Genomic DNA, 26,877 nt, shown 5'->3' with positions numbered 1-26,877 from the left:
TCCCCCTAGAACACGATCTGCGCGAGCTTGGTGTCGAGGTAGTCCTCGATGCCCTCGGTCCCGCCTTCGCGGCCCATGCCGGAATGGTTGGTGCCGCCGAACGGTGCCTCCGATGCCGCCAGCGCGAAGCTGTTGATCCCGACCATCCCGGCCTTCAGCGCCGCAACCATACGCCGCGCCCGCTCGGGTGAGCGGGTGAAGGCATAGGCCGACAGCCCCATGTCGGAGGCATTGGCGCGGGTCAGTGCTTCGTCCTCGGTCGAGAACCGGGTGATCGCGGCGATCGGGCCGAAGTTCTCTCCGGCAAAGACCTTCATGTCGTCGGTGACATCGGTCAGCACGGTCGGCTCGAAGAAATAGCCGCTGTTCAGATGCGCCGGGCGCTTGCCGCCGTGGGCCAGTGTCGCGCCGCTGCGCAGCGCGTCGGCGACGATGGATTCGATCTCCTCCAGCCGCCCGCGGTTGATCAGGGGGCCCATGCCGGTCCCGGGGTCCAGCCCGTCGCCCAGCCGGATCTGCGCCGTGCGCGCGACGAAACCCGCGACGAAGGCGTCATGCAGGCTGTCATGGACGAAGATCCGGTCGGGCGTCACGCAGACCTGCCCGCAATTGGCGAATTTCGTGGGCACGGTCAGGTCCAGCGCGGCTTGCAGGTCGGCATCGTCATGGATGATCAGCGGCGCGTTGCCGCCCAATTCCATGCTGACCTTCTTCACCGTGTCGGCGGCGTCGCGGATCATCTGCTGGCCCACGCGGGTGGAGCCGGTCAGGCTGACCTTGCGCACGCGGGTATCGGCCATGACCGGGGCATAGGTGGCGGCGGTGGAGCCCACGACCAGGTTCACCGCGCCATCGGGCAGCCCCGCTGCGCGCAGGCAGTCCACCATCACCATCGCCACGCCGGGCGTCTGCGAGGATGGCCGCAGCACCACCGGGCAGCCCGCCGCCAGCGCCGGGGCCAGCTTGCGCGCGGGCAGCGCGGCGGGGAAATTCCAGGCGGTGAAGGCGCCGACGATGCCCACCGGCTCGCGCGTCACCTCGAACCGACCGCCGGGCACGCGGCTTTCGACGAGGCGGCCGTAGATGCGCCGCGCCTCCTCGGCGAACCAGCGGAACTGGTCGCAGGCCAGGGCCCATTCCCGGCCGGCCTGCGCGATCGGCTTGCCGGTCTCGGCGGAGATCATCCGCGCGGCTTCCTCCGCGCGGCGGATCATCTCGTCCGCCGCCTTGTGCAGCGCATCGGCGCGGGCGAAGCCGCCCATCTCGCGCAACCGGGGCAGGGCGCGGGCGGCGGCATCCAGCGCCGCCTTCGTTTCGTCCACCGTGGCGAGCGGCACCACCCCGAGCGGCTTTTCGGTGACCGGGGAGATGACCTCCCCGCTGTCGGTTCCGGGAGCCCAACTCCCGTCGATGAACAGTCCGAACCGAGCATACATCAGCCGATCTCCGCGGTTGCGACGGTGCGGCCCTCGGCGATGGAGCGGAGCGCGGCCTCGGCGAGGATCAGCGCCTGCCGCCCGTCCTCGAAGCCCACCGGAACCGGCTTGCCCTGTTCTATGGCGTCCACGAAGGCGCCGATCTCGGCGGCGAAGGCATCGGCATAGCGGTCGATGAAGAAGTTCTTCAACGGCGCGGCGCGGTCGGTGAATTCTTCGCCGTAAAGCCGGACATGATCCATCGTCCGGTTCTCCGAAATCGCCATGCCCGCGCTGCCGAAGGCCTCGACCCGCTGGTCATAGCCATAGACCGCACGGCGCGAATTGGTGATGACCGCCTGCTTGCCCGATACGGTTTTCAGCACCACGGTCACGGTGTCGTAATCCCCGCAGCGTTCCATCAGCGCGGGATCGACGAGACGCGAACCGGTGGCGCTCACCTCGGTCACCTCCTCGCCCAAGATGAAGCGGGCCATGTCGAAATCGTGGATCGTCATGTCGCGGAAGATGCCGCCCGACACCTCGATATAGGCTTCCGGCGCCATGCCCGGATCGCGCGAGGTGATGGCGACCTGATGCAATTCGCCGATCCGGCCCGATTCGATGGCCCGCCGCACTCCGGCATGGCCGCTGTCGAACCGGCGCACGAAGCCGAGCATGATCGGCAGTCTGGTGCCCGCAATCCTCGCCGCGCAGGCGTTCACCCGGTCGAGCGACAGGTCGATAGGCTTTTCGCACAGGATGGCCTTTCCGGCCGCGACCGACTGTTCGATCAGGTCGGCATGGGTGGCGGTGGAACTGGCGATCAGCACCGCGTCCACGCCGGGCGCGGCCAGCGCCGCCTCGACCGAATCGAATTGCGGCACGCTCAGACGGGTGGCCACTTCGGCCGCCGCCGGGGCATGGATGTCATAGACGCCAGCCAGCCGGGCGCGCGGATGGGCAGCGATGTTTTCGGCGTGCATGCGGCCAATCCGGCCGGTGCCGAGGACGGCGATTCCTGTCATGAGGTTCCTCCCGAAATTCCCTCCGAATTCTCACCGCAATAATCATTGCAGAACTATTGCATTGTCAATCATCATTCCGTATCGTCCGCCAGACACCATCCGCAGGAGGAGGCGAGATGACCCGCAAGACCGTGCGCCTGACCATGGCTCAGGCCCTTGTCCGTTACCTTTGCAACCAGTTCACCGTGATCGACGGCACGCGCGTTCCGCTGTTCGCGGGCGTCTTCGGCATCTTCGGGCATGGCAACGTGACCTGCCTGTCCGAGGCGCTGGAACAGGTGCAGGACCAGTTGCCGACCTGGCGCGGCCAGAACGAGCAGGGCATGGCGCTGGCCGCCATCGGCTTTGCCAAGGCCAAGCGGCGGCGGCAGGTGATGGTGGCCGCGACCTCGATCGGGCCGGGGGCGCTGAACATGGTGACGGCGGCGGGGGTGGCGATGGCGAACCGCCTGCCGGTGCTGTTATTGGCGGGCGACACCTTCGCGAATCGCCTCCCCGATCCGGTGTTGCAGCAGGTCGAGCATTTCGGTGATCCGACCCTCACCGCGAACGATGCCTTCAGGCCGGTCGTGCGCTACTGGGACCGGATCGTGCTGCCCGAGCAGTTGATGCAGTCGTTGCCGCAGGCCATCGCCACCATGCTGGACCCCGCCGATTGCGGCCCGGCCTTCATCGGGCTGGCGCAGGACACGCAGGAACTGGCCTATGACTACCCCGAGGTGTTCTTTGCGCCGCGCCTCTGGGCGATCCCGCGCCCGCGGCCGGACCGTGATGCGGTTGCAGCGGCGGCCGACCTGCTGAAAACGTCGAAGAAGCCGCTGATCATCTCGGGCGGCGGCGTGCGCTATTCGCTGGCCGAAAACGCATTGGCCGATTTCGCCGCCAAACGCGGCATCCCGGTGGTCGAGACCATCGCGGGCAAGGGCGCGCTGACGCATGACCATCCGGTCCATGCCGGGCCGATCGGCATCGTCGGCTCGACCTCGGCCAATGCGCTGGCGAAGGAGGCCGACGTGATCCTGGCCATCGGCACCCGGCTACAGGATTTCACCACCGGATCGTGGACGGCCTTCGCCGCGGATGCGCAGTTCATTTCCGTCAACGCGGCGCGGTTCGATGCGATGAAGCACCGCGCGCTGCCCGTGGTGGGCGATGCGCTGGAAACCATCGGCGAGCTGGATGCGGCGCTTGGCGATTACGCCGCCGATGCCGGGCTGATGAAACACGCGAAGGATCTGTTCGCCGAATGGAACGCGCTTGTGGACGAACATCAGGCGCCGACGAATGATCCGGTGCCCTCCTATGCGCAGGTCGTGGGTGTGCTGAACAGTGTCGCCGGGCCGGATGACACGCTGATTTCCGCAGCGGGTGGCACCCCGGGCGAGGTCACCAAGGGCTGGCGGGTCAAGAACCCGAACACCTTCGACTGCGAATTCGGATTTTCCTGCATGGGGTATGAAATCTCGGCCGGATGGGGCTGTGCCATGGCGCAGGAGGGGCCGGGTGCTACGGGCGGCACGCCCATCGTCATGCTGGGCGACGGCACCTATATGATGATGAATTCGGACATCTATTCGGCGGTGCTGACCGGCCACAGGATGGTCGTGGTGGTCTGCGACAACGGCGGCTTCGCGGTCATCAACCGGCTGCAACAGGCCAAGGGCGTGCCGGGCTTCAACAACCTGCTGGCCGATTGCCGGATCCGGAACCGCGACAACCCGCTGCATGTCGATTTCGTCAGACATGCCGAGGCGATGGGCGCCCGCGCGATCAAGGCCGAAAGCCTTGCCGATCTGGAAACCGCGATGAAGACGGCGCTGGCCCATGACGGGGTGACGGTGATCTCGATCGTCTCGGATGCCTGGAAATGGGTGCCGGGGGATGCGGATTGGGATGTCGGCGTGCCGGAAATCTCGACTTTTGAAACCGTCCGTGCCGCGCGTGCGGCGCAGGAAAAGATCCGTGAAGCGCAACGGCGGGGTGTGTAAATGAAAGCAAAACTGGGTATCGCGCCGATCGCGTGGTGGAACGACGATCTGGCCGAACTGTCGGATGACGTCAGCCTTGAGGAATGCTTGCGGCAGGCCTCCGTTGCCGGGTTCACCGGCATGGAGACCGGGCGCCGCTTTCCGATGGACATGGCCGAACTGGGGCCGGTCCTCGACCGTTTCGGGATCTCGGTCTGTGGCGGCTGGTTCTCGGGCCTGCTGCTGGACGGCGACATCGAGGCGGAGAAGGACCGCATCGCGCGGCAGATGGCGTTCTTCATCGCGGCGGGGGCGCCCTGCATCGTCTATGGCGAAACCGCCCGGTCCATTCAGGGCGTGCGGTCCGCGCCACTGGCCACCAAGCCGAAGCTGACTGAAACAGAGATGGCCGCCTATGGCCGCAAGATGTCGGATTTCGCCGACTGGTGCGCAGCGCAGGGGATGCCGCTCTCCTATCACCACCACATGGCGGCGGCGGTGGAGACGGAGGCGGAGCTTGACCTGTTCATGAAGCACTCCTCGGTGCCGCTCCTGTGCGACGCGGGGCACATGGCCTTTGCCGGGGGCGACGTGATGCGGGTGATCGAAAACCACCACGCGCGGATCACCCATGTCCATACCAAGGACATCCGCCGCGTGGTCTTGGACGGGCTGGACCGGAGCCGGGACAGCTTCCTCGACGCGGTGATCAAGGGCGCCTTCACCGTGCCGGGCGATGGCGACCTGGATTTCGAGGCCATCGTCAAGGCGTTGGCGGGGAAGGGCTACGAGGGGTGGTTCGTGGTCGAGGCGGAACAGGATCCGGTCGCGAATCCGCCGCTGGAAATGGCGAAAAAAGGGCATGGGGAACTGCTGCGCGTGATGGCGGCGGCGGGTTATGAGGTGGTGAAATGAACCGCATTGATGGAAAGATCGCCGTCGTTACCGGCGGCACGCAGGGGCTTGGCGCGGCCATCGCGCGGCTGTTCGCAGAGGCGGGCGCGGCGGGTATCGTGATCGTCGGCCGGGGCGTGGACAAGGGCCGGAACGTCGCGGAGGAGATCGCGCGCGCGACCGGCGTGCCGGTCGAGATGGTCGCCGCCGATCTGGGCAACATCGGAGACGTGCAGGCCATCATCCCCGCCGCCGACAAGCGGTTCGGGCGCGTAGACATCCTCGTCAATGCCGCCGGCCTGACCGACCGGGGCAACATGCTGAACACCACGCCCGACCTGTTCGACCGCATGTTCGCGGTCAACGCCCGCGCGCCGTTCTTCCTGATGCAGGACGCGGCCAAGGTAATGATCCGCGAGGGGATCGAGGGCCGCATCGTCAATATCGGCTCGATGTCGGCGCTGGTGGGGCAACCGTTCCTCGCGCCCTATGCGGGGTCCAAGGGAGCCTTGGCGACGCTGACCCGGCACGCGGGCTTTGCGCTGATGCGGCACCGGATCCATGTGAACCAGCTGGATATCGGCTGGATGAACTCGGACCACGAACGCGCGCTGGTGCTGTCGGAAACCGGCGATCCCGATTTCATCGACCGGGCGGCGGCGCAGAAACCCTTTGGCCGGATCCTCGACCCGAAGGAGGTCGCGCGGGCCGTGCTGTGGATGGCCTCCGACGACAGCGGCATGATGACCGGGGCGGTGATCCCGTTCGACCAATCCGTCCACGGCGGCTATGACGATGCCCCGGTGCCCGCAGCGAAGCTGGAGGCGTGACGATGCGGACCATCAAGGGGCCGGGTGTCTTCCTGGCCCAGTTCGCGGCGGATGATGCGCCCTATAACTCACTGCCCGGCCTGGCGGAATGGGCGGCGGGGAAGGGGTTCAAGGGCGTCCAGATCCCGACCTGGGACACCCGCCTGATCGACATGAAGCAGGCCGCCGAAAGCGACGCCTATTGTGACGAGATCAAGGGGATCCTGGCCGATAACGGGCTTCAGATTACCGAATTCGCCTCGCATATCACCGGGCAGCTTGTGGCGGTGCATCCGGCGCATGACGTCATCATGGACAGCTTCGCCCCCGAACAGGTGCGTGGCAATCCGGCCGCACGCCGGGCATGGGCCGAGGAGCAGTTGCGGTTCGCGGCGCGGGCCTCGAAGCGGTTCGGCGTGGACCGGCATGTGACCTTCTCGGGCGCACTGCTGTGGCCTTACCTCTATCCCTATCCGCAATGGCCGGAGGGGTTGGTCGAGGAAGGGTTCGATGAACTCGCGAAACGCTGGACGCCGATCCTGAACGATTTCGACGCGCATGGCGTGGATGTCTGCTACGAGATCCACCCGAGCGAGGATCTGCATGACGGCCATAGCTGGGAATATTTCCTGGAGAAGGTGAAGCACCACCCCCGTGCCAACCTGATGTATGACCCCAGCCATTTCGTGCTTCAGGCGCTGGATTACCTGGCCTTCATCGACCACTACCACGAGCGGATCAAGACCTTCCACGTCAAGGATGCCGAGTTCCGCCCGGATGGCAAGTCCGGCGCCTATGGCGGCTATCAACCGTGGTCGAAGCGCGCGGGGCGGTTCCGGTCGCCGGGTGACGGGCAGGTCGATTTCGGCGCGGTCTTCACCAGGCTGACGACCTATGGCTTCGACGGCTGGGCGGTGCTGGAATGGGAATGTTTCGTCAAGAACCCCGAGGACGGCGCCCGCGAAGGCGCGCAGTTCATCGCGGACCATATCATCCGGGTGTCGGACCGCGCCTTTGATGATTTCGTGAAATCCGGCGCCAATCGCGGCGCCAACCGGGCGATGCTCGGACTGGAGGGGTGACGATGTTGCGTCTTGGAATGGTGGGAGGCGGGGAGGGCGCCTATATCGGCAATATCCACCGGCTTGCGGCGCGGTTGGATGGGCAATGGCAGTTGGTGGCCGGGGCCTTCGACGTGGACCCCGAACGGGGCCGCGCCTTTGCCATCGCGCAGGGGCTGGATCCGGCACGCAGCTACGGCAGCTATCAGGAGTTGATCGCGGGCGAGGCGGGTCGTGCGGACAGGGTGGACGCCGTGGCGATCTGCACGCCGAACTTCACCCATTACCCGATCGCGAAGGCGCTGATCAAGGCGGGGTTCGACGTGATCTGTGAAAAGCCTCTGACCGCGACGCTGGAGGATGCCGTGGCGCTGGAGGCGCTGGCGCGGGAAAGCGGCCGTTTCGTCGGGGTGACCTATACCTATTCCGGCTATCCGATGGTGCATGAGGCCCGCGTCCGCGTGGCGCGCGGCGAACTGGGCGCGATCCGCACGGTGCAGGTGGAATATCCGCTGGAATGGATGGCGACGGCCATCGAACAGCAGGGCAACGCGCAGGCGGCCTGGCGGACGGACCCGAAGAAGAACGGGCGCGGCGGTTCCATCGGCGACATCGGCACCCATGCCTATCATCTCGCGGGCTTCGTGACGGGGCTGAAACTGGAAAGCCTGACCGCCGATCTGGCGACCTTCGTGGGCGGTCGGGCGCTCGATGACAATGCGCATGTGATGATGCGCTATCAGGGCGGGGCGCGGGGCTTGCTGTGGTCCTCGCAGGTCGCGATCGGAAATTCCAACGGCGTGCGGCTGCGGGTGTTCGGCGACAAGGGCTCGCTGCAATGGTTTCAGGAACAGCCGAACGAACTGGTCCTCACCCCTCTGGACGGGCGGATGCAGATCCTCAAGCGCGGGGCGGAGGATCTTTCCGAGGATGCCAAGCTGCGGATCCGCACGCCCCCCGGCCATCCTGAGGGCTATCTGGAAGCCTTCGCCAACCTTTACGCTGGCTTCGCCGAGGCGATCCGCGCGCGGAAGGAAGGGCGCGCCCCCGGCCTTCTGGGGCAGAACCTGCCTCTGGCCCATGACGGGCTGAAGGGGGTCGCCTTCGTCGAGGCGGTGGTGGACAGCCATGAGGCGGACGGCCAGCCCTGGCTGACGCCCGTGGCGGTTTGACGATCCGCGGCCCCCGGGGCCGTGCAGGAGGACAGGGGAGGAGACCATGAAGACACTTGACGTGATCACGATCGGCCGTTCGTCGGTTGATCTGTATGGGGAGCAGGTTGGTGGCCGGCTGGAAGATATGGGGTCGTTTGCCAAATATATCGGCGGCTCGCCCACCAATATCGCCTGCGGGACGGCGCGGCTGGGGTTGCGTTCGGCGGTGATCACGCGGGTCGGCGACGAGCATATGGGCCGCTTCATCCGCGAACAGCTCGCCCGCGAGGGCGTCGATACCCGCGGCGTCGCGACCGATCCGGAGCGGCTGACGGCGCTCGTGCTGCTCGGCATCCGCGACGAGGACAGCTTTCCGCTGATCTTCTACCGCGAGAACTGCGCCGACATGGCGCTGAGCGAAGACGACATCGACGAGGGGTTCATCGCCGGGGCGCGCTCGGTCGTGGCGACCGGCACGCATCTGTCGCATCCGCGCACCGAGGCCGCCGTGCTGAAGGCGCTGGACCTGGCCCGCAAGCATGGCGCGCGCACGGCGCTGGACATCGACTATCGCCCGAACCTCTGGGGCGTGGCCGGGCATGGCGCGGGCGAAAGCCGCTTTGTCGAAAGCGCCGCCGTCACCGCCAAGCTGCAATCGACGCTGCATTTCTTCGACCTGATCGTCGGCACCGAGGAAGAGTTCCACATCGCGGGCGGCAGCACCGACACCATCGCCGCGCTGCGCGCGGTGCGGGCGGTCAGCGCGGCCACGCTGATCTGCAAGCGCGGCGCCAAGGGGGCGGTGGCCTTCGAGAGCGCCGTCGAGGGCTGGGAAAGCGGCCAGACCGGCCCCGGCTTCCCGATCGAGGTGTTCAACGTGCTGGGCGCGGGCGATGGCTTCTTCTCGGGGCTGCTGAAGGGTTGGCTGGATGGCGAAAGCTGGCCCCGCGCGCTGGAATATGCCAATGCCTGCGGCGCTTTTGCCGTCAGCCGCCATGGCTGCACCCCGGCCTATCCGTCGCTGTCCGAGCTGGACTTCTTCCTCCAGCGCGGGATCGTGCGACCCGACCTGCGCAACGACGCCGATCTGGAGCAGGTCCACTGGTCCACCAACCGCAAGGGCGACTGGTCCGCGATGCGGGTCTTCGCCTTCGACCACCGGGCGCAACTGGAGGACATGGACGGCTATACGCCGGAAAAGGGCGGTGCCTTCAAGGAGTTGTGCCTGAAGGCGGCGCTGCGGGTGGCGGATGGCAAGCCGGGCCATGGCATCCTGTGCGACAACCGCATCGGGCGGCGGGCGCTGCATGCGGCTTCGGGGACGGGGTTGTGGATCGGGCGGCCCTGCGAATGGCCGGGGTCGCGCCCGCTGGAACTGGAACCCGAACTCGGCCCCGATTGCGGCGGCCTGTCCGAATGGGCGCGCGAGAACGTCGTCAAGGTTCTGTGTTTCTGCCATCCCGACGACGATGCCGCCACGCGGCAGGCGCAGGAGGCGACGGTCAAACGGCTTTACACCGCCGCGCGCCGCAACGGACTGGAATTCCTGCTGGAAATCATCCCCTCCAAGGTCGGCCCGGTCGATGACGACACCACCGCCACACTGATCCGGCAGTTCTACGCCGCGGGCATTTATCCGGACTGGTGGAAGCTGGAACCGATGAAGACCCGCACGGGCTGGGCCAATGCCATTGCCGCCATCAAGGAGCACGACCGCCACACCCGCGGCATCGTCGTCCTCGGGCTCGACGCGCCCGAGGCGGAACTGGCCGCCAGCTTCCAGGTCGCGGCCAGCTTCCCGCTGGTCAGGGGCTTCGCCGTCGGCCGCACCATCTTCGGCGACGTCGCCCGGCAGTGGTTCCGGGGCGCAATGGCCGACGATGCCGCCGTGGCGGAAATGGCCAGGAAATACGCCGCGCTTTGCCGGATCTGGGACGAAGCGCGCGCATCGGGGGGCTGACGTGTTCGATCTGGATAACGCCTTTTATCGCCCGCTCTGGATCCGGCTGCTGCTGGTCGCCTGTGCTCTGGGCTGGGGGCTGTTTGAATTCATTACCGGCGCGCCGTTCTTCGGCGTGATCTTTTGCGCCATCGGGCTTTATGCGGGCTGGCGCTTTTTCGTGACATTCAACCCGTCAGGAGGAAACGGATGAGCAATCTGCTGCTGCGGGCCTCTGCCGACAGGGGCAAGGTCTTTGACGTGACGCCGGGGTCCGCCGGTTGGAGCTATGTCAGTTTCGGTCTCTACCGGCTGAGACCGGGTGAGACCGCAGTCGAGGAGACCGGCGGCAACGAGGTCATTCTGGTCATGGTCGAAGGGAAGGCGGCATTTCGCGCGGCGGGCACGGATTGGGGCATTCTGGGCGATCGCATGAGCGTCTTTGAAAAGACCCCGCCGCACTGCCTTTACGTCCCGAATGGAGAGCGGTGGGAGGCCGTGGCGCAGACCGACTGCATCATCGCGGTCTGCGGCGCCCCCGGGCATGGCGGGCACGCAGCGCGACGCCTGGGCCCGGAGGGGATCACACTGACGCAACGCGGTGCGGGTGCGAATACGCGCTTCATCAACAATATCGCGATGGAGGCCGATCCCGTCGCCGACAGCCTGCTGGTGACCGAAGTATTCACACCTGGGGGCAACTGGTCCTCTTACCCCAGTCACCGGCATGACGAAGATGATTATCCCCGGATCACCTATCTGGAGGAAACTTATTATCACCGGCTGGACCCGCCCGATGGCTTCGGCTTTCAGCGGGTCTATACCGACGACGGGGCGTTGAACGAAACGATGACCGTTCGCAACGGCGATGTCGTTCTGGTTCCGCGCGGCCATCACCCCTGCGGCGTGCCGGTCGGCTTTCAGATGTATTACCTGAACGTGATGGCCGGGCCGCTGCGCAAATGGCGTTTCGTGCCTGCGCCAGAGGTTGCGCATCTGTTCTGAGCGTTTCTGGGGAATTGGGATCGAAAAACCCTAATGGCGCGATATTGTCAGCGGTTTCGGCGGTCGACATTCGCTCATCCCACCGCGTTGCAGGATCCGCGAAACCGCGCCTTGATCGCGTTATGTTCGGTTTTGGGATTCCGGAGGGCAGGCCAGTGCCGCACGAAAAGGACGGTGGTATCGACCAATGCCATATCGGCATGATGATTTTCGCCGTTGTCGGATTCGGTTCGGGCGTCACGTCCGAACCCGCCATCAGGAGAACCGATTTCCATAACGCAATGCCGCCTCTGTTGGCATATCATCCGGATTTCACGGAAACGCGTTTCACCCGCCCTCCGTCGCTTTCGCGAACGCCCATGTCCGAAACCGGGGATATGTCCTTGTAGGCGCCCTGCCGAAGGACCGGCAGAGGGCGATGCGATCTGGCCGGTAAACGGCACTCCCGGGCGGCAGCGCCACGGCAATGCCAGGGAATTCCGGTTGCGAGGATCTGCCTGTGCTTATCCTTGCGCGGATACCGGACGGATGGCCCGATCCTGCGCTTTTGCAAGCTCTGTGTCCCGTGTCGCAAGGCCACTGGCGTGATCGAGAGGCCATAGCCGTAGGCCGGTTCGTGCCGCTGAAACTGCATGACCGGTGGGTTGATGCGCGCCGATCAGGCCCGGACCGCTATCGGAGCAAGGGTTCGGGCCCATCGCGACGAGATCCTTGCGGCGGACGGTGGCGGTGGGATAGCGGTGATCGCCGTTGCGGCAGTCGATGGACCCGCAGACGAAGGCCCAGGATCACTTCCTCTCGGGGAAAGGCGGAGGTGTCCGGGCCGAATGCCGCTTCCGTCGCAGGCATTGGCAAACAACGTGTAGGCACTGTTCTCTCCGGCGCGAATGCGGAACTCATGCCGTGACAGGGATCGGGGCCGGTCGGAATAGTTCCTGGCTGCGCGATGCCTGTCCCGAGGTAGGGGTGAAGAAATCGGCATCGCGCTGCGCCGGAAAGGCGATCATATCGCAGCCTTCAAGCGCGAGAATCCGCGCCGCTTCGGGAAAACGTGTCATGCCCGATCAGCAGGCCGATCCCACCCAATCCTCTCCGGGCGGGCCCGGGCGTGATCTTCGCCGGACAGATGAGATGCCCCGGATGTTTCCTCCTGCCACCAGAAAAGCGGCGTTGTCGGGGCCGTCCTCCGCCGCCTCGGCGAAGCCCGCGACGATCGCGAGGCCGAGGCCGCGTAACAGACGCACCATTGTGGCGCGTTCGGGCCCATTGCGCCGAAGGCCTACCGTGCCGGTTCCGGTCAGCGCCCGTTCCGGGAAGACGATAAGTTCGACCCCCTGCCGCCGGGCATCAGTGGCGATCCCCGCGACCCGTTCGAAGTCCACCGTGGTCACGCCGCCCGGAACCGCATGCCCTGCGGTCTGCGCCATGAAACGTTCGAGAACGAGTTTCACCGTCAGGGACACGATGCCGAGGAACACACCGCTGATACGAATATGAAATAACCGAGGATGGCGGCGAAAAGCGCACTGATCCCGGCCGAGAGCAGGAGCGAGAACAGCGTCAGCCCATCGGCATAGCCGAGGTTGATCGACAGCACCCGTCGCTGTAGCCCGCGACGCCGAAGAAGGCCGTCTGGCCGAAACTCGGCGCCGCCGTAGCCGCAGATCAGGCTGAGGCCGAGCGCCATGAACAGCCAGTTGAAGACTTAGACGTTGTTACCGACGTCGTAGCTGTCGACGAATAGTGGGTATCCTGATCGAGAAACGGCTGGATGGCTGTGGCGTAATTATCGAGGATTTCGTAAGGATCGCGGATTTGCGGCAGCAGCCGGACGCCGATCCCCGAAGTTTCGTTGGCCTCCCGGCAGGCCAGAAGCGCGCCGTTCAGCAAGGAATGCGCGACCGTCCCATAGGAACCGGTTCGGGAAAACAGCAATCCGCTCGGTAGCTCGATCTGCATTCGCGTCACCCCAGACGACAAAAAAACGACAGCAGAAATCTGCTTCGGGGCAACGTTGCCGACATATCTGAGAGGTTTGGCAGCGGGATAACAGGGCGCCATTGCTCGCGGCGTGGTTCAAAGGCCAGGGAGCGATCCTTCCCCCTGTCAAGATGGGGATCGACATGTTGGATCCGTGAATGGGGGAAGTTTGGGGCTGCCCGATAATTCTTTGCGAAAATGTCTGACCTCGCGTGATCGCCGCGAATCTGAGCATTTTTCAGGCTTGGGAGTGGATTCGGATACCCGGCTTTCGGCTGAGAAAGGAATCGGGCCGCATCGCCGCCGGAGCCTGAGGCGATGTCTTTTTGGGCCGGCTATTTTCGACGCGATCACCCACCTTGGAATGCCTTTCGATATTGAGCGTGGGATGCTCTCAACTGCGGCAGCGGTCGCCTTTGCATCTGCCCCGCCAGTTCGGATCGCGGCGTCGAACCGAGCAGTGTATTGCGCGCCGGGGTGGACAGCGGAAGGATACCGCCGCTTTCGGGGCGTGACGGGTGACAATCTCGGTCTGCCCGGGCCAAGGCTTCGCGATCTCCCGCTAGAGCCAGTCGAGATAATCGCGGTGGCGGTGGAGGTGACAAGATCCCAATCGGCACACCGAATCCTGGCGTAATCCGGCATCGGCTGGGGCGCGCCACGCCCGCCCAGCAGGAGGAAATGGGTCAAGAGGGCGCAGCACAGAAAACGGCTGGCGCCGAAGGTGAGGACGTTTCTGCGCGAAGTGCGCTCCGGCGGCGTTGGCAAGTCCTGCCAGCATGAGATCGTCGGGCATGGCGCCATAATACCCATGCTTGCCGGGAATGACCGAGATCCGTCCGGGCGCCCCCAATCGACCAAGCCGGGGGAGCGCCCGAGGTCAATTCCGGTGCGGATCATTGCCGGATCACCCGCGATGATCAGCGCGTCGAGGTCACGCAGCACCGGCAGGATGCGGGCAAACGGAACGCGTCCGGCGCGGGCCCAGTGGTCGAGGGGTCGGGCGTCGGCCAGGTTGGTGTGGGAGGGACCGGCCTTGGCTACAGGGAGAGCCGATCAGGTCGCGGAGGTGTTCGGGCGGCATGGGCGTGTCTCCGAGTGGATATGCGGCTCCGGTCCGGAAAGCGGGGCCTTCCGGGCGGGGACTGCAAGGGGTGGCGAATTCCGGATTGGTCGGACCCAAGGGGGCCGCGGCGGGGCCGAGGCCGTCAAGGCGGGCGGGCCAGAGGCGCGGATGACGACGCGGCGGGATCGCCCGGTTTCGCCGTTTCGGGAGATTCAGGTTAACGCCATGAACTATAAGTATATTCATCGGGTGAGGCGGGGCGTGGGCGATAGCTGCCTTGGAAGTGGCCGCCGAAAACCCGGGAAATGGGTCTCGACTGGCTGTCGTTTCGGTTTCAGCCAGATGAGGCGGGCGCGGCATTTGCGGTGCCCCGAAGTTATCCGAATTTGCAATTTGCGAAGACGTGTGTGCCAATGTTATGCAAATTTTCCAGAAACAGCTTTGTAACAATCTTGCGCGGGGATAGTGTGCCTGCAAAATTTCGGAGGAGAATCCATGAAAGACATTCTCAGCGAGCTGGACCAGCGTCGTGCGGCGGCCCGTCTTGGCGGGGGGCAGCGCCGGATTGATGCGCAGCACAGCAAGGGCAAGCTGACGGCGCGGGAACGCATCGAGCTGCTGCTCGACGAGGATTCCTTCGAAGAATTCGACATGTTCAAGACCCATCGCTGCGTCGATTTCGGCATGGAGGCGGACAAGCCCGCGGGCGATGGCGTGGTGACCGGATGGGGCACCATCAACGGCCGCATGGTCTATGTCTTCTCGCAGGACTTCACCGTCTTCGGCGGCTCTCTGTCGGAAACCCATGCGGAAAAGATCTGCAAGATCATGGATATGGCCGTGCAGAACGGGGCGCCGGTGATCGGCATGAACGATTTGGGCGGCGCGCGGATCCAGGAGGGGGTGGCCTCGCTCGCGGGCTATGCCGATGTGTTCCAGAAGAACATCATGGCCTCGGGCGTGGTGCCGCAGATCAGCCTGATCATGGGGCCCTGCGCGGGCGGCGCGGTCTACAGCCCGGCGATGACCGACTTCATCTTCATGGTGAAGGACACGTCCTATATGTTCGTGACCGGCCCCGACGTGGTGAAGACGGTGACCAACGAAATCGTCACCGCCGAGGAGCTGGGCGGCGCCACCACGCATACGCGCAAATCGTCGGTCGCCGATCTGGCCTTTGAAAACGATGTCGAGGCGATTGCCGAAACCCGCCGCCTGATCGACTTCCTGCCGCTGTCGAGCCGGGAAAAGGCGCCGGTCCGGCCGTTCTTCGACGACGTGGCGCGGATCGAGCCCTCGCTCGACACGCTGATCCCGGCGAACCCGAACCAGCCCTATGACATGAAGGAACTCATCCTGAAGATCGCCGACGAGGGCGACTTCTACGAGATCCAGAAGGATTACGCGGGCAATATCATCATCGGCTTCATCCGGATCGAGGGGCGCTCCGTTGGCGTCGTCGCGAACCAGCCGATGGTGCTGGCGGGCTGCCTCGACATCGACAGCTCGCGCAAGGCGGCGCGCTTCGTGCGGTTCTGCGATGCGTTCGAGATCCCGATCCTGACGCTGGTCGACGTGCCCGGCTTCCTGCCCGGAACGTCGCAGGAATATGGTGGGGTCATCAAGCATGGCGCGAAGCTGCTGTTCGCCTATGGCGAGGCGACCGTGCCGAAGGTGACGCTGATCACCCGCAAAGCCTATGGCGGGGCCTATGACGTCATGGCGTCGAAGCATCTGCGTGGTGATTTCAACTATGCCTGGCCCTCGGCGGAAATCGCCGTGATGGGGGCGAAGGGTGCGGTCGAGATCCTGTATCGCAGCGAACTCGGTGATGCGGGCAAGATCGCCGCGCGGACCAAGGATTACGAAGACCGCTTCGCCAATCCCTTCGTTGCGGCGGAGCGCGGCTTCATCGACGAGGTGATCCAGCCTCATTCGACGCGGCGTCGGCTGGCGCGGGCTTTTGCCTCGCTGCGCACCAAGCAGCTGACCAACCCGTGGAAGAAACACGACAACATTCCGCTCTGAGGGGCGCGGAATGGGGCGCGGGGCCGGGCTGACATTCCTGATCGGGTGGTGTCTTGCCTGGCCCGCCTTCGGGCAGGGGGTGCCGGTGCCTTCGGGGCAGGCGGTGCAATGGGTGGAAACCCTGCACGACACTCAGGGGCCGGAGGGGCTGACGGTGCGGTTCCGGTTCGTCGCTCCGGGAATTGGCGGGGCGCATCCGGTGTCGGCGGAGGTTGCGCAAACGGACATGGAGGCGCTGTGCAACGGATTTGCCCTGCCGCGCGTCGCCGGGGCCGGGCCGCAGCCGAGGCAGATCATCATTTCGCTCTCGGATCGCCCGACCCGTTTCGGCGAGGCGGATGAGGGTGTGGTGCAATATTTCGAGGCCTATTCGATCGTCGATGGGGCCTGTGTCTGGGACTTGTTCTGATGTGCGGTGAAGCGCGGTTCACGGAGCGGAAGGGTAGGGGTGATTCGGCCCCTGTCCAGACATGTCTTCGGAACAATCGCGGGGGTGATGCGTCTGTGCCACAGCATTGCGGCATTGCAGTTAACCGCTTCAACCCTGCGACGGCGCAATATAACGTGACAACGGGTCGGAATAGTCCGACTCATTGCATGATCGGGGAACCGGAATCGATGGGCATCTGCCCGGCGGATTTCCGGCCTCATTGGAGTGTAAAATGTCGAAGACTCTCATCGTCGCCGCTATGGTCGCCGTTCTCGGCGTTGCTGCCTGCGCCAAGAAAGAGCCGCCGGCTCCGGCTCCGGAGCCTGTCACCGTCGAACCGACGACCGGCAAGTACAAGTAATATCGCGCGGGGGCAGGGCGCGTCCGCTGCCCCCCGCCTTTCCGCCGGTGCGCGGCTTCGGCCCGCCGACGGTTGTTCCGTGGTTCAGCGGTTGCGCTGCATCCCCGGCCCGTGCGATCCCGCGCAGCAGGAGGTCGCACCATGCTGAAACATCGCGGATTCCCGGGCCGTCTTCCGGGCACTGACCATCAATTCACCATTCGCCGGGCCAACAAGGCCGGCGCCACGAAGATCATCCGGCGCGAACGCTACCGGGACCGCGCTCCGGCGGACCGGCGCGCCGATGCGGGCTTCATGGCGGCGCTGTGGGATTATTTCGGAGAAGAGCCGTTCGAACGCGGCAACCTTGACGCCGGGCGGTTGTCCTGGCTGATCGGGCGCGAAGTGGTCGCGGCGGAGGAACCCTTCGACCCGGAATCCTACGAACAACTGCTGCGGATCGACGTGAAACGCGCGCAGGCCGCCTTCCCCGAGGTTTTCGAGGATCCGGACGCTTTCGTCTGGGACGCGGAAGAGGGGGAGGATTGAGGATGCCGCAGCCATTTTCCCGGAATCAGTGGCGATTTGTCGCCGATATGCGAACGGTTAGCGTGTTTGGCTTTGCCAAATGCGGTGGGCTGTCGCAGTCTGATTCCGTGGTGTGGCTGCACGATGTGGCCTTGCCGCTTCACATCCCTACCCCTTCCAATGCCTCGCGGTCTGGCCTTCCGGCCGGGCCGCGCCTTTGGGCATATGATCGGCAGAGCGGTGCCGATTTCGCGGGCCGGGGCTTTCATTTGCCGTTCGCTGCGCTAAATCAGGTGGGGACAATAATCTCTTGTGGAGGCAGTTTCCCATGCGCAGTGTCCTTGTTCTCTCTCTTCTCGCCCTTGGCGCCCTCGCGGGCTGCAACGACCCCTACGGCGGTGGCGGCATCACGCAAAGCCAGGCCGGGCGCGCGGCGCTCGGTGCGGGCGCGGGTGCCATCATCGCCGATGCGACCGACCAGAACATCGTCGCGGGCGCAGCCCTTGGCGCGCTTGCTGGCGGCGCGAGCTGCAACGCCGGTGTCGGCGGCGGTTGCCGGCGCTGATCTGACCGCCGCCTTCGCGGCGCATCATCCGTCATGCGATGCCATCGGGGTTCTCCGCCCCGGTGGCATTTCTGTTTTCAACGATCGGAAGGAGAGGCGCCGGGTGGCCCCCCGTGCGTCCGAGGGAAAGGACTGATATGTTCAAGAAGATCCTGATTGCCAACCGCGGCGAAATTGCCTGCCGCGTGATCAAGACGGCCCGCAAGATGGGCATCCAGACGGTGGCCGTCTACTCGGATGCCGACGCCCATGCGCTGCATGTGAAAATGGCGGATGAGGCGGTGCATATCGGCCCGCCGCCCGCGAACCAGTCCTATATCGTGATCGACAAGATCATGGAGGCGATCCGTAAGACCGGCGCCGAGGCGGTGCATCCGGGCTATGGCTTCCTGTCGGAGCGGATGGATTTCGCCGCCGCGCTGGAGAAGGAAGGCGTGGTCTTCATCGGACCCCCGAGCCCGGCGATCGAGGCGATGGGCGACAAGATCACCTCGAAGAAGATCGCGCAGGAGGCCGGGGTTTCGACCGTTCCGGGCTATATGGGCCTGATCGCCGATGCCGAAGAGGCGGTGAAGATCTCCGATCAGATCGGCTATCCGGTGATGATCAAGGCCTCCGCCGGGGGCGGCGGCAAGGGCATGCGGATCGCCTGGAACCCGCAGGAAGCCCGCGAAGGCTTTGAAATGTCGCAGAACGAGGCGCGCAATTCGTTCGGCGACGACCGGATCTTCATCGAGAAATTCGTGACCCAGCCGCGCCACATCGAAATCCAGGTGCTGGCCGACAAGCATGGCAACTGCGTCTATGTGCATGAGCGCGAATGCTCGATCCAGCGCCGCAACCAGAAGGTCATCGAAGAGGCGCCCTCGCCGTTCCTGGACGAGGCGACCCGCAAGGCGATGGGCGAACAGGCCGTCGCGCTGGCGAAGGCGGTGGGCTACGCTTCGGCGGGGACGGTGGAATTCATCGTCGATGGCGACCGGAATTTCTACTTCCTCGAAATGAACACCCGGTTGCAGGTGGAACATCCGGTCACCGAGCTGATCACCGGAATCGACCTCGTGGAGCAGATGATCCGCGTCGCGAATGGCGAGCCGCTGCCCTTCAAGCAGGAAGACCTGAAGATCAACGGCTGGGCGATGGAAAGCCGCCTTTATGCCGAGGATCCCTACCGCAGCTTCCTGCCCTCGATCGGGCGGCTGACGAAATACAACCCGCCGAAAGAAGGCAAGACGGTGCGCGGCGGGATGGTGCGCAACGATACCGGCGTCTTCGAGGGCGGCGAGATCAGCATGTATTACGACCCGATGATCGCGAAACTCTGCACCTGGGCGCCGACCCGCGCCGAGGCGATCGAGGAAATGCGGCTCGCGCTCGATACGTTCGAGGTCGAGGGCATCGGCCACAACCTGCCCTTCGTCGCGGCGGTGATGGACCATCCGCGCTTCACCAGCGGCAACATGACCACAGCCTTCATCGCCGAGGAATACCCCGAGGGCTTCCAAGGGGTTACGTTGGACGAGGAAACCCTGCGCCGGGTCGCCGCCGCCACCGCCGCGATGAACCGGGTGTCGGAAATCCGGCTCAGCCGGATCTCGGGCACGCTCGGCAATCACGAGCGCAAGGTGGGCGACGATTGGGTCGTGAGCCTGCAAGGCAAGGATTATGCCGTGCATGTGGCGGCGGATCCCGATGGCTCCACCGTGACCTTCGCGGATGGCGGCAAGCTGCGCGTGGCCTCCGACTGGGTGCCGGGCCGGACGCTCGCGGAACTGCTGATCGAACTCGGCGCCGCTGGTGCTCAAGGTCAACACCATTCCGATGGGCTACCGGGTCCGGGTCCGGGGCGCCGATCTGAAGGTCTATGTCCGCACGCCGCGCGCGGCGGAACTCGCGAAGCTGATGCCGGAGAAGATGCCGCCGGACACGTCGAAATTCCTGCTCTGCCCGATGCCGGGGCTGATCGTGAAGATCAACGTGGCCGAGGGCGACGAGGTGCAGGAAGGGCAGGCACTGGCCACCGTCGAGGCGATGAAGATGGAGAACATCCTCAAGGCCGAGCGCAAGGGCATCGTCAAGAAGGTCAACGCCGCCCCGGGCGCGAGCCTCAAGGTCGATGACGTGATCATGGAGTTCGAGTGACCTCATGGGGTTTTCGGTCCACCTCATCGCCTGTCCGGCCGGGAAGGCATCCGCCTGCCTGGCCGGGCTTGGGCTGACCAAACCGGCGCATACCGGTGGGGTGGTGGGCGAATGCTTTCCGGTCTGGCGCAATCTGCGGCAGACCGAACACTGGCCGGATTTGGCGTTGCCGTCGCGCAAGATGGGAACCATCGGTGCGGAGCGCCCGTTCACCGCGCCGCTCCGCAGGCCATGGGGGCGCTTCGGCTACAGCCCCGGCGCGCCGCGCCGTGCGCGCATCTCCTCGCGCCGGATCGGCATCTTGTCGATCGCATGCGAGAGTTCGCGGGCGTCGCGCGGGGTGGGCTTGCGGCTGGCGACGGTGCCGTCCTTTTCGATCAGCACGATCGAAAAACCGCGCGGGCGCAACGCTTTGCGCGCAGGTCCGGCGGCGGCGGGATCGGTGTCGGTGAGGATCACCACGTCGCGCGCCGCCAGATCGGGCCAGCCCGCCTCCAGCGCGCGCATCTGCTCGACGAAGGCCGGATCGGCGGGGCTGTCGGCAAAGACGACGACGGGACGTTTTTGCCAGATGAAGTCTTCCAGCCGGACGGATGTATCGGTAAGCGGCGCAAAGTCCTGCGCGGCAAGCGGCAGGGCCAGGCAGGCGATCAGCGCGGCAAGGCGGAGAGTGCGGGTCATCGGGGCCTCCTCTTTTGCTGATATAGGCGGCATTTCACGTTCGCACCATGTTCTTGGTGCAGGGATTTCAATGCGAGGCCGGGGAAACGCCCGGGCGGTGGGGGAAAGGATCGTTTCATGACGACGAAAGAGGATTGGGCCAAGCTCGCCCAGAAGGAACTGAAGGACAAGCCGCTCGACAAGCTGACCTGGCACACGCTCGAAGGGATCGACGTCCAGCCGCTTTATACCGCGGAGGATCTTGAGGGGCTCGACCATCTGGGCACGCTGCCGGGGTTCGGCCCGTTCACGCGCGGGGTGCGGGCGACGATGTATGCGGGCCGGCCCTGGACGATCCGGCAATATGCGGGCTTCTCGACCGCCGAGGAATCGAACGCCTTCTACCGCAAGGCGCTGGCCGCCGGGCAACAGGGCGTGTCGGTCGCCTTCGACCTCGCGACGCACCGGGGCTATGACAGCGACCATCCGCGCGTGGTGGGCGATGTCGGCAAGGCGGGTGTGGCGATTGATTCCGTCGAGGACATGAAGATCCTGTTCAACGGCATCCCGCTGGAAAAGATCTCGGTTTCGATGACGATGAACGGCGCGGTGATCCCGATCCTCGCGAATTTCATCGTGACGGGGGAGGAGCAGGGCGTGAACCGGGCGCTGCTCTCGGGCACGATCCAGAACGACATTCTCAAGGAGTTCATGGTCCGCAACACCTATATCTATCCGCCCGAACCTTCGATGCGGATCATCGCGGACATCATCGAATACACCTCGAACGAGATGCCGAAGTTCAACTCGATCTCGATCTCGGGCTATCACCTGCAAGAGGCGGGCGCGAATCTGGTGCAGGAACTGGCCTTCACGCTGGCGGACGGGCGCGAATATGTGCGCGCGGCGCTGGCGCGGGGGATGGATGTCGATGCCTTCGCCGGGCGGCTGAGCTTCTTCTTCGCGATCGGCATGAACTTCTTCATGGAGGCGTCGAAGCTGCGCGCGGCGCGGCTGCTGTGGCACCGGATCATGACGGAGTTCAACCCGAAGAAGCCGGGCTCGCTGATGCTGCGGACGCATTGCCAGACTTCGGGCGTGTCGTTGCAGGAGCAGGACCCCTACAACAACGTCGTGCGCACGGCCTATGAGGCGATGGCGGCGGCGCTCGGCGGCACGCAGTCGCTGCACACCAACGCGCTCGACGAGGCGATCGCACTGCCGACGGAGTTCAGCGCCCGGATCGCGCGGAATACGCAGCTGATCCTTCAGGAAGAAACCGGCATCACCCATGTCGTCGATCCGCTGGCCGGGTCGTATTACGTCGAGAGCCTGACGGCGAAACTGGCCGATGAGGCCTGGAAGCTGATCGAGGAAATCGAGGCGATGGGCGGCATGACCAAGGCCGTGGTGTCGGGCATGCCGAAGCTGCGGGTCGAGGAAACCGCCGCGCGGCGTCAGGCGCTGATCGACCGGGGCGAAGAGGTCATCGTCGGCGTGAACAAATATCGGCTGGCGAAGGAAGACCCGCTCGACATCCTCGACATCGACAACGCCGCCGTGCGCGAAAGCCAGATCGCGCGGCTGAAGAAGATCCGCGAGACCCGGGACGAGGCGAAGTGCCAGGCGGCGCTGGCCGAAATCACCCGGCGCGCGAAAGAGGGCGGCAACCTGCTGGAAGCCGCGGTTGAGGCTGCGCGGGCACGCGCTTCGGTCGGGGAGATTTCGCTGGCCATGGAAGAGATTTTCGGCCGTCACCGCGCCGAGGTGAAGACGCTCGCGGGCGTCTATGGCGCGGCCTATGAGGGCGATCAGGGCTTTGCCCAGATCCAGCAGGATGTGGAGACCTTCGCGCAGGAAGAAGGCCGCCGCCCGCGGATGCTGGTGGTGAAGATGGGGCAGGACGGGCACGACCGCGGCGCCAAGGTCATCGCCACCGCCTTCGCCGATATCGGCTTTGACGTCGACGTCGGCCCGCTGTTCCAGACGCCGGAAGAGGCCGCCGATGACGCGATCGACAACGACGTTCATGTCGTGGGGATTTCGTCGCTCGCCGCCGGGCACAAGACGCTGGCGCCGAAGCTGATCGAGGCGCTGAAGGCCAAGGGTGCGGAGGACATCATCGTGATCTGCGGCGGGGTGATCCCGCAGCAGGACTATGATTTCCTGAAATCCGCCGGGGTGAAGGCGATTTTCGGGCCGGGCACCAACATCCCCGCCGCCGCGCGCGAGATCCTCGACCTGATCCGCATCGCGCGGAAATGACCGGAGGGGGCTTCGGCCCCCTTCAAATTCGGGAGAGGCAGCCTTGTGGTGATGCAAAAGCGGATCCGAGGCGTTATCGTGCCGCCATGGACAAGCCGCTTTCTCTTTGGAGCCGCATCGCGCAGGCCCTGACCGCGCTCGCCCGTGGCGAGGGCCTGTCGAGTGTCTTTGATCATCTCCGGGCGCCGCCGGAACGCACGGTGGCCTTCACCATCGCCGTCATCGCGCTTGGCGCGAAGATGGCGAAGGCGGATGGCCGCGTCACTCGCGACGAGGTTGCGACCTTTCGCCGGATTTTCCAGATCCCACCGGGGGAGGAGGCCCATGCCGCCCGTGTCTTCGATCTCGCGCGCACCGATATTGCGGGCTACGATGCCTATGCGCGCAAGATCGCGGCGATGTTCGGGCCGGGGTCTCCCGCGCTGAAACATGTACTTGAAGGTCTGTTCGCCATTTCGGTCGCGGATGGGCATTATCACGAGGCCGAGGAGCACTTCCTGCGCGACGTCGCGACGATTTTTGGTCTGGGAGAGCCCTGTTTCCGCTCGATCCGCGCTGCTTTCGTGCCTGATGCCGAACCCGACCCCTGGACCGTGCTGGAACTTCCGCCCGGATCGCCGATCGCCTCCGTCCGCAGCCGCTGGAAGGAGGCCGTGCGCGAAGCGCATCCCGACCGGGCGATTGCCCAGGGCCTGCCGGAGGAGGCCGTACGGCTGGCCGAAGCCCGGGTCATCGCGCTCAACCGCGCATGGGAGAGTATCCGGGATGCGAATCGCCACCTATAACGTCGAATGGTTCACCAGCCTGTTCGACCGCCGGGGCCGGATCCTCGACGATAACGAGCGTTCCGCGCGTTATGGCGTGAGCCGGGCGGAACAGTTGGGCGCGCTCGGCATCGTGTTTTCGGCGGTGGATGCGGATGTCTTCCTGATCGTTGAGGCGCCGGACGACAACGACCATCACAAGACGGTGGCGCAGCTCGAATCCTTCGCCGCCTGGTTCGGCCTGCGGCAGCGCCGTGCCCTGATCGGTTTTCCGAACGACACGCAACAGGAAATCGCGCTGCTTTACGACCCGGATGTGGTCAGCGTGGTGCATGACCCGATGGAGGGCTCGGCGGACTGCCCGCGCTTTGACCAAAGCCTGCGGATCGACCTCGACATCGACGACCGGCTGGATGTGGTGACCATGGGCAAGCCGCCGCTCGAAGCGGTGCTGACGCTGAAATCCGGCCGCCAAATCCGGCTGATCGGCGTGCATATCAAATCGAAGGCCCAGCATGGCGCACTCGATCCCGCCGCCGAACTGCGTCAGGCGATCGAGAACCGGCGCAAGCAACTGGCGCAATGTATCTGGCTGCGGCGCCGGGTGGATCAGGTTCTGGATATGGGCGAGCCGCTGGTGGTGCTGGGCGATTTCAACGACGGCCCGGGGCTCGACGAATATGAACGGCTGTTCGGACGGTCGGGGCTGGAGATCGTGGTGGGCGAGGGGCTGCCGCCCGAACGGCGCCTGCGCGATCCGCATGTGCGCCTGCGCAGGGGCACCATGGCGGCGCAACCCTCGACCGCGCGGTTCTATCTGAAGGATGCGGGGCAGTATTTTTCCGCCATGCTGGATTTCGTTCTGGTCTCGCCCGACCTGTGCCTGCCGGCGCCTGCCTGGCGGATCTGGCATCCGTTCGACGATCCGGGCTGCTACCGGGTGCCCGAACTGCGCGAAGCGCTGGTGCAGGCTTCGGACCATTTTCCTGTCAGCGTGGATATCCCGACATGAGACATCTTCTGCTTGCCGCCGCCTTTGTCCTCGGCCTGTCGCCCGCCATGGCGCAGGACGGCAAGGGTCTGATCGAACGCGGGGCGGAACTGTTCCTGCGCGGCCTGTTTTCGGACATAGGCCCGGCGCTGGAAGAACTCCGCGCGCTGATCGACGACATGCAGAATTACGAAGCTCCGGTGCGGCTGCCGAATGGCGACATCCTGATCCGGCGCAGACCCGAAGCCCCCGCGCCGGAACCGCAGGGGCCGCAGATCGACCTGTGATCAGCCGCGCTGCACCACTGCCGTGGCCTTCAGCGTGGAGGCCAGCGACTGGAACCGCGACTCGCAGACCTCACCATAGAGTTCCGCGCCGCGCCGCGTGAGCTGAAGCGTCAGCGTGGCCTTCTTCGGGTCATGGGTCAGCGTTCCGGCTTCCTGCGGATCCTGGATCGCGAACATCGCGGCGAAACGCATCGCCTTGCCCAGTGTCTCGGCCTCCTGGATCTGTTCGGGTGTCAGCAGCGTGAACAGCGGCTCGAACCGCGATCCCGTCCGGGAATTCTTGTAGCGGTGCAGCAGCGCCAGACCGATGAACACCCGCTCGGCATGGTTCAGCGCGGCCATGTTGGCGCGGGTTACATTGTCGAAACAGGCTTCGGCGCGATAGTCCGGATGGGTGCGCCAGGTGGTGTCGTGCAGCAGGCAGGCCGCGCGGTGCAGCCGGAACCGCTCGGGCGGGACCGTGCCCATCACCGGCTCGATGAAACTGTGCAGCCGCTTGCCGAAGCCCGGGATCCGGGCCTGTGTCTTTTCCGCATGGCGGCAGGCTTCGATCAGCGGATCGCGGCGGCGCAGACGTTCGGGCATCTGCTCATACAGAAGCCCCTCGCGGATGCCATAGGACGACACGTCGATTTCGGCGGGTTTCAGCGTGTCGATCAATTCGCGCAGCACCATCGCCGCCAGCGGTACCAGTTCCATCCGCGCGGCCGATGTCCCGGTCTTTGCGCGCAACTGGTTCATGTCGCTCTTCTCGATCCAGTCGAGCGTCTTGAGCACGCTGTCCGGCGCCATCCGGTATTCGTGCAGCACCAGAAGCGGGTAGTTGCGCCGCTCCATGTCCAGCCGGGCGACCGCCCGCCACGATCCGCCGACCAGATAGATCCGCTCGTGCCCGGTGCCGACCACCTTCGCCAGTTCCGCGATCTGCGTGCGGATATGGGCGATCAGATCCTTGCGGCCGCCCTTGACCTGCTGCAACCGGAACGGACCAAGCTGCGATGTCGCGCGCCGTCCGACCCGGCCATTCGACACCTCGGCCAGTTCCATCGAGTTGCCGCCGATGTCGCAGATCAGGCCCTGCGCCTCGGGCCAGCCCAGCAGGACGCCCTGCGCCGACAGCCGCGCTTCCTCGGCGCCGTCGATGATGTGCAGATGCAGCCCGGTTTCGGATTCGATCTGGCGGCGGAATTCGGGGCCGTCCTTCGCGTCGCGCATCGCCGCGGTGGCGACACAGGTCAGCGGGCCGATGTCCATCCCCTTCGCCACCATGGCAAAGCGGCGCAGCGCGGCCAGCGCCCGTTCCCGCCCGCGCGGGTTCAGCCGCCCGGTTTCCGCCAGACCCTGACCGAGCCCGGCCATGACCTTCTCGTTGTAGAAATAGGCGGGGGAGCGCGCGGCCCCGTCGAACACCACCATCCGGACGGAGTTCGAGCCCACATCCACCACGCCCACGCGGCTCAGCGCGCGGGCGGAGGGATCGTCGAACAGGGGCTTCCCGAACGGGTCCCAGTCATCGGCGGTGGTCGCCTCGCGCGGGCCTTCGGTCTTCGGGGTCATCT

General features: G+C 65.3%; 24 protein-coding genes and 1 pseudogene. 18 read left to right on the top strand and 7 right to left on the bottom strand.

What is annotated here, in order from left to right; all coding sequences use genetic code 11:
• Window positions 1–5: 5 nt before the first annotated feature.
• On the bottom strand, window positions 6–1,436 hold the full coding sequence (locus QM789_RS11905; RefSeq protein ID WP_420352112.1) for an NAD-dependent succinate-semialdehyde dehydrogenase: 1,431 nt from the start codon (window positions 1,434–1,436) through the stop codon (window positions 6–8).
• Window positions 1,436–2,443, bottom strand: a complete 1,008-nt coding sequence (gene iolG / locus QM789_RS11900; protein ID WP_420352111.1) for an inositol 2-dehydrogenase — start codon at window positions 2,441–2,443, stop codon at window positions 1,436–1,438. The genes QM789_RS11905 and iolG overlap by 1 nt, the downstream gene beginning before the upstream one ends.
• A 116-nt stretch (window positions 2,444–2,559) precedes the next feature.
• Between iolG and iolD the strand changes: the two genes are divergently transcribed.
• From iolD to iolB, 8 genes are read left to right on the top strand one after another with little or no spacing between them, the layout of a single operon-like run.
• Complete coding sequence (gene iolD / locus QM789_RS11895; RefSeq protein WP_420352110.1) at window positions 2,560–4,431, top strand: 3D-(3,5/4)-trihydroxycyclohexane-1,2-dione acylhydrolase (decyclizing); 1,872 nt, start codon at window positions 2,560–2,562, stop codon at window positions 4,429–4,431.
• A complete protein-coding gene (iolE, locus tag QM789_RS11890; protein ID WP_420352109.1) occupies window positions 4,432–5,325 on the top strand; it encodes a myo-inosose-2 dehydratase in 894 nt (297 codons plus the stop codon).
• Window positions 5,322–6,134: an SDR family oxidoreductase gene (locus QM789_RS11885; RefSeq protein WP_420352108.1), complete on the top strand. Its 813-nt coding sequence runs from the start codon at window positions 5,322–5,324 to the stop codon at window positions 6,132–6,134. Before iolE ends, QM789_RS11885 begins: the two co-directional genes overlap by 4 nt.
• A 2-nt stretch (window positions 6,135–6,136) precedes the next feature.
• A complete protein-coding gene (locus QM789_RS11880) occupies window positions 6,137–7,195 on the top strand; it encodes a sugar phosphate isomerase/epimerase family protein (RefSeq protein ID WP_420352107.1) in 1,059 nt (352 codons plus the stop codon).
• 17 nt (window positions 7,196–7,212) lie between these two features.
• Window positions 7,213–8,346: a Gfo/Idh/MocA family protein gene (locus QM789_RS11875; protein ID WP_420353299.1), complete on the top strand. Its 1,134-nt coding sequence runs from the start codon at window positions 7,213–7,215 to the stop codon at window positions 8,344–8,346.
• A 46-nt stretch (window positions 8,347–8,392) separates the two neighbouring features.
• Window positions 8,393–10,288 carry a bifunctional 5-dehydro-2-deoxygluconokinase/5-dehydro-2-deoxyphosphogluconate aldolase gene (locus QM789_RS11870; RefSeq protein ID WP_420352106.1) on the top strand — a complete coding sequence of 632 codons (1,896 nt, stop codon included), beginning with the start codon at window positions 8,393–8,395 and terminating at the stop codon, window positions 10,286–10,288.
• Between the two features lies 1 nt (window position 10,289).
• Window positions 10,290–10,481, top strand: a complete 192-nt coding sequence (locus tag QM789_RS11865) for a DUF3329 domain-containing protein (RefSeq protein ID WP_420352105.1) — start codon at window positions 10,290–10,292, stop codon at window positions 10,479–10,481.
• Complete coding sequence (iolB, locus tag QM789_RS11860; protein WP_420352104.1) at window positions 10,478–11,272, top strand: 5-deoxy-glucuronate isomerase; 795 nt, start codon at window positions 10,478–10,480, stop codon at window positions 11,270–11,272. The genes QM789_RS11865 and iolB overlap by 4 nt, the downstream gene beginning before the upstream one ends.
• A 1,064-nt stretch (window positions 11,273–12,336) precedes the next feature.
• Here the strand turns inward: iolB and QM789_RS11855 are convergent.
• Genes QM789_RS11855 through QM789_RS11845 form a run of 3 tightly spaced genes read right to left on the bottom strand, consistent with a single transcriptional unit; the run spans window position 12,337 to window position 13,231 of the window.
• Window positions 12,337–12,699, bottom strand: a complete 363-nt coding sequence (locus tag QM789_RS11855) for a nitrilase-related carbon-nitrogen hydrolase (protein ID WP_420352103.1) — start codon at window positions 12,697–12,699, stop codon at window positions 12,337–12,339.
• Window positions 12,700–12,725: 26 nt separating this feature from the next.
• The gene (locus QM789_RS11850; protein ID WP_420352102.1) at window positions 12,726–12,959 is read right to left on the bottom strand and encodes a hypothetical protein; all 234 of its coding nucleotides are present in this window, start codon (window positions 12,957–12,959) and stop codon (window positions 12,726–12,728) included.
• Window positions 12,938–13,231, bottom strand: coding sequence for a hypothetical protein (locus QM789_RS11845; RefSeq protein ID WP_420352101.1), 294 nt, complete (start codon window positions 13,229–13,231; stop codon window positions 12,938–12,940). Before QM789_RS11845 ends, QM789_RS11850 begins: the two co-directional genes overlap by 22 nt.
• 1,582 nt (window positions 13,232–14,813) lie before the next feature.
• On the opposite strand from QM789_RS11845, the gene QM789_RS11840 reads away from it, so the two are divergent.
• The 6 genes and pseudogenes from QM789_RS11840 to QM789_RS11815 all read left to right on the top strand — a co-directional run bounded on the left by QM789_RS11840 (window position 14,814) and on the right by QM789_RS11815 (window position 20,351).
• Window positions 14,814–16,346 carry an acyl-CoA carboxylase subunit beta gene (locus QM789_RS11840; RefSeq protein ID WP_420352100.1) on the top strand — a complete coding sequence of 511 codons (1,533 nt, stop codon included), beginning with the start codon at window positions 14,814–14,816 and terminating at the stop codon, window positions 16,344–16,346.
• Between the two features lie 10 nt (window positions 16,347–16,356).
• Window positions 16,357–16,755, top strand: a complete 399-nt coding sequence (locus tag QM789_RS11835; RefSeq protein ID WP_420352099.1) for a DUF6497 family protein — start codon at window positions 16,357–16,359, stop codon at window positions 16,753–16,755.
• 253 nt (window positions 16,756–17,008) lie between these two features.
• Window positions 17,009–17,137, top strand: a complete 129-nt coding sequence (locus tag QM789_RS11830; protein ID WP_420352098.1) for a hypothetical protein — start codon at window positions 17,009–17,011, stop codon at window positions 17,135–17,137.
• A 141-nt stretch (window positions 17,138–17,278) separates the two neighbouring features.
• Entirely contained in the window at window positions 17,279–17,665 is a 387-nt protein-coding gene (locus tag QM789_RS11825) for a hypothetical protein (RefSeq protein ID WP_420352097.1), read from the top strand.
• 307 nt (window positions 17,666–17,972) lie between these two features.
• A complete protein-coding gene (locus QM789_RS11820; RefSeq protein WP_420352096.1) occupies window positions 17,973–18,209 on the top strand; it encodes a hypothetical protein in 237 nt (78 codons plus the stop codon).
• Window positions 18,210–18,346: 137 nt separating this feature from the next.
• Window positions 18,347–20,351: pseudogene (locus tag QM789_RS11815) on the top strand (acetyl-CoA carboxylase biotin carboxylase subunit).
• Window positions 20,352–20,597: 246 nt separating this feature from the next.
• Here QM789_RS11815 and QM789_RS11810 read toward each other — a convergent pair.
• Window positions 20,598–21,032: a DUF4174 domain-containing protein gene (locus QM789_RS11810; protein ID WP_420352095.1), complete on the bottom strand. Its 435-nt coding sequence runs from the start codon at window positions 21,030–21,032 to the stop codon at window positions 20,598–20,600.
• Between the two features lie 117 nt (window positions 21,033–21,149).
• Between QM789_RS11810 and scpA the strand changes: the two genes are divergently transcribed.
• The 4 genes from scpA to QM789_RS11790 all read left to right on the top strand — a co-directional run bounded on the left by scpA (window position 21,150) and on the right by QM789_RS11790 (window position 25,318).
• Window positions 21,150–23,276: a methylmalonyl-CoA mutase gene (scpA, locus tag QM789_RS11805; protein WP_420352094.1), complete on the top strand. Its 2,127-nt coding sequence runs from the start codon at window positions 21,150–21,152 to the stop codon at window positions 23,274–23,276.
• 86 nt (window positions 23,277–23,362) lie between these two features.
• Window positions 23,363–24,061: a TerB family tellurite resistance protein gene (locus tag QM789_RS11800; protein ID WP_420352093.1), complete on the top strand. Its 699-nt coding sequence runs from the start codon at window positions 23,363–23,365 to the stop codon at window positions 24,059–24,061.
• Window positions 24,042–25,052: an endonuclease/exonuclease/phosphatase family protein gene (locus tag QM789_RS11795; RefSeq protein ID WP_420352092.1), complete on the top strand. Its 1,011-nt coding sequence runs from the start codon at window positions 24,042–24,044 to the stop codon at window positions 25,050–25,052. Before QM789_RS11800 ends, QM789_RS11795 begins: the two co-directional genes overlap by 20 nt.
• Window positions 25,049–25,318, top strand: a complete 270-nt coding sequence (locus QM789_RS11790; RefSeq protein ID WP_420352091.1) for a hypothetical protein — start codon at window positions 25,049–25,051, stop codon at window positions 25,316–25,318. Before QM789_RS11795 ends, QM789_RS11790 begins: the two co-directional genes overlap by 4 nt.
• Here the strand turns inward: QM789_RS11790 and ppx are convergent, their stop codons facing one another.
• A complete protein-coding gene (gene ppx, locus QM789_RS11785; protein ID WP_420352090.1) occupies window positions 25,319–26,875 on the bottom strand; it encodes an exopolyphosphatase in 1,557 nt (518 codons plus the stop codon).
• Window positions 26,876–26,877: the final 2 nt, after the last annotated feature.

The organism is Paenirhodobacter sp. (genome assembly GCF_047600745.1).
Lineage (GTDB): Bacteria > Pseudomonadota > Alphaproteobacteria > Rhodobacterales > Rhodobacteraceae > Rhodobacter.
This window is presented reverse-complemented; position numbering and strand designations above follow the sequence as displayed.

Excerpts from the sequence above, each read along its gene's own strand:
- QM789_RS11840 (WP_420352100.1), top strand. The coding sequence starts at position 14,814 with ATGAAAGACATTCTCAGCGAGCTGGACCAGCGTCGTGCGGCGGCCCGT.
- QM789_RS11795 (WP_420352092.1), top strand. The coding sequence starts at position 24,042 with ATGCGAATCGCCACCTATAACGTCGAATGGTTCACCAGCCTGTTCGAC.
- QM789_RS11800 (WP_420352093.1), top strand. The coding sequence starts at position 23,363 with ATGGACAAGCCGCTTTCTCTTTGGAGCCGCATCGCGCAGGCCCTGACC.
- QM789_RS11825 (WP_420352097.1), top strand. The coding sequence starts at position 17,279 with ATGCTGAAACATCGCGGATTCCCGGGCCGTCTTCCGGGCACTGACCAT.
- iolG (WP_420352111.1), bottom strand. The coding sequence starts at position 2,443 with ATGACAGGAATCGCCGTCCTCGGCACCGGCCGGATTGGCCGCATGCAC.
- QM789_RS11835 (WP_420352099.1), top strand. The coding sequence starts at position 16,357 with ATGGGGCGCGGGGCCGGGCTGACATTCCTGATCGGGTGGTGTCTTGCC.
- QM789_RS11845 (WP_420352101.1), bottom strand. The coding sequence starts at position 13,231 with ATGCAGATCGAGCTACCGAGCGGATTGCTGTTTTCCCGAACCGGTTCC.
- QM789_RS11810 (WP_420352095.1), bottom strand. The coding sequence starts at position 21,032 with ATGACCCGCACTCTCCGCCTTGCCGCGCTGATCGCCTGCCTGGCCCTG.
- scpA (WP_420352094.1), top strand. The coding sequence starts at position 21,150 with ATGACGACGAAAGAGGATTGGGCCAAGCTCGCCCAGAAGGAACTGAAG.
- QM789_RS11855 (WP_420352103.1), bottom strand. The coding sequence starts at position 12,699 with ATGGCGCAGACCGCAGGGCATGCGGTTCCGGGCGGCGTGACCACGGTG.
- QM789_RS11790 (WP_420352091.1), top strand. The coding sequence starts at position 25,049 with ATGAGACATCTTCTGCTTGCCGCCGCCTTTGTCCTCGGCCTGTCGCCC.
- QM789_RS11870 (WP_420352106.1), top strand. The coding sequence starts at position 8,393 with ATGAAGACACTTGACGTGATCACGATCGGCCGTTCGTCGGTTGATCTG.
- QM789_RS11905 (WP_420352112.1), bottom strand. The coding sequence starts at position 1,436 with ATGTATGCTCGGTTCGGACTGTTCATCGACGGGAGTTGGGCTCCCGGA.
- iolE (WP_420352109.1), top strand. The coding sequence starts at position 4,432 with ATGAAAGCAAAACTGGGTATCGCGCCGATCGCGTGGTGGAACGACGAT.
- iolD (WP_420352110.1), top strand. The coding sequence starts at position 2,560 with ATGACCCGCAAGACCGTGCGCCTGACCATGGCTCAGGCCCTTGTCCGT.
- QM789_RS11850 (WP_420352102.1), bottom strand. The coding sequence starts at position 12,959 with ATGGCGCTCGGCCTCAGCCTGATCTGCGGCTACGGCGGCGCCGAGTTT.
- QM789_RS11830 (WP_420352098.1), top strand. The coding sequence starts at position 17,009 with ATGTCGAAGACTCTCATCGTCGCCGCTATGGTCGCCGTTCTCGGCGTT.
- ppx (WP_420352090.1), bottom strand. The coding sequence starts at position 26,875 with ATGACCCCGAAGACCGAAGGCCCGCGCGAGGCGACCACCGCCGATGAC.
- QM789_RS11875 (WP_420353299.1), top strand. The coding sequence starts at position 7,213 with ATGGTGGGAGGCGGGGAGGGCGCCTATATCGGCAATATCCACCGGCTT.
- QM789_RS11885 (WP_420352108.1), top strand. The coding sequence starts at position 5,322 with ATGAACCGCATTGATGGAAAGATCGCCGTCGTTACCGGCGGCACGCAG.
- iolB (WP_420352104.1), top strand. The coding sequence starts at position 10,478 with ATGAGCAATCTGCTGCTGCGGGCCTCTGCCGACAGGGGCAAGGTCTTT.
- QM789_RS11820 (WP_420352096.1), top strand. The coding sequence starts at position 17,973 with ATGCGCAGTGTCCTTGTTCTCTCTCTTCTCGCCCTTGGCGCCCTCGCG.
- QM789_RS11880 (WP_420352107.1), top strand. The coding sequence starts at position 6,137 with ATGCGGACCATCAAGGGGCCGGGTGTCTTCCTGGCCCAGTTCGCGGCG.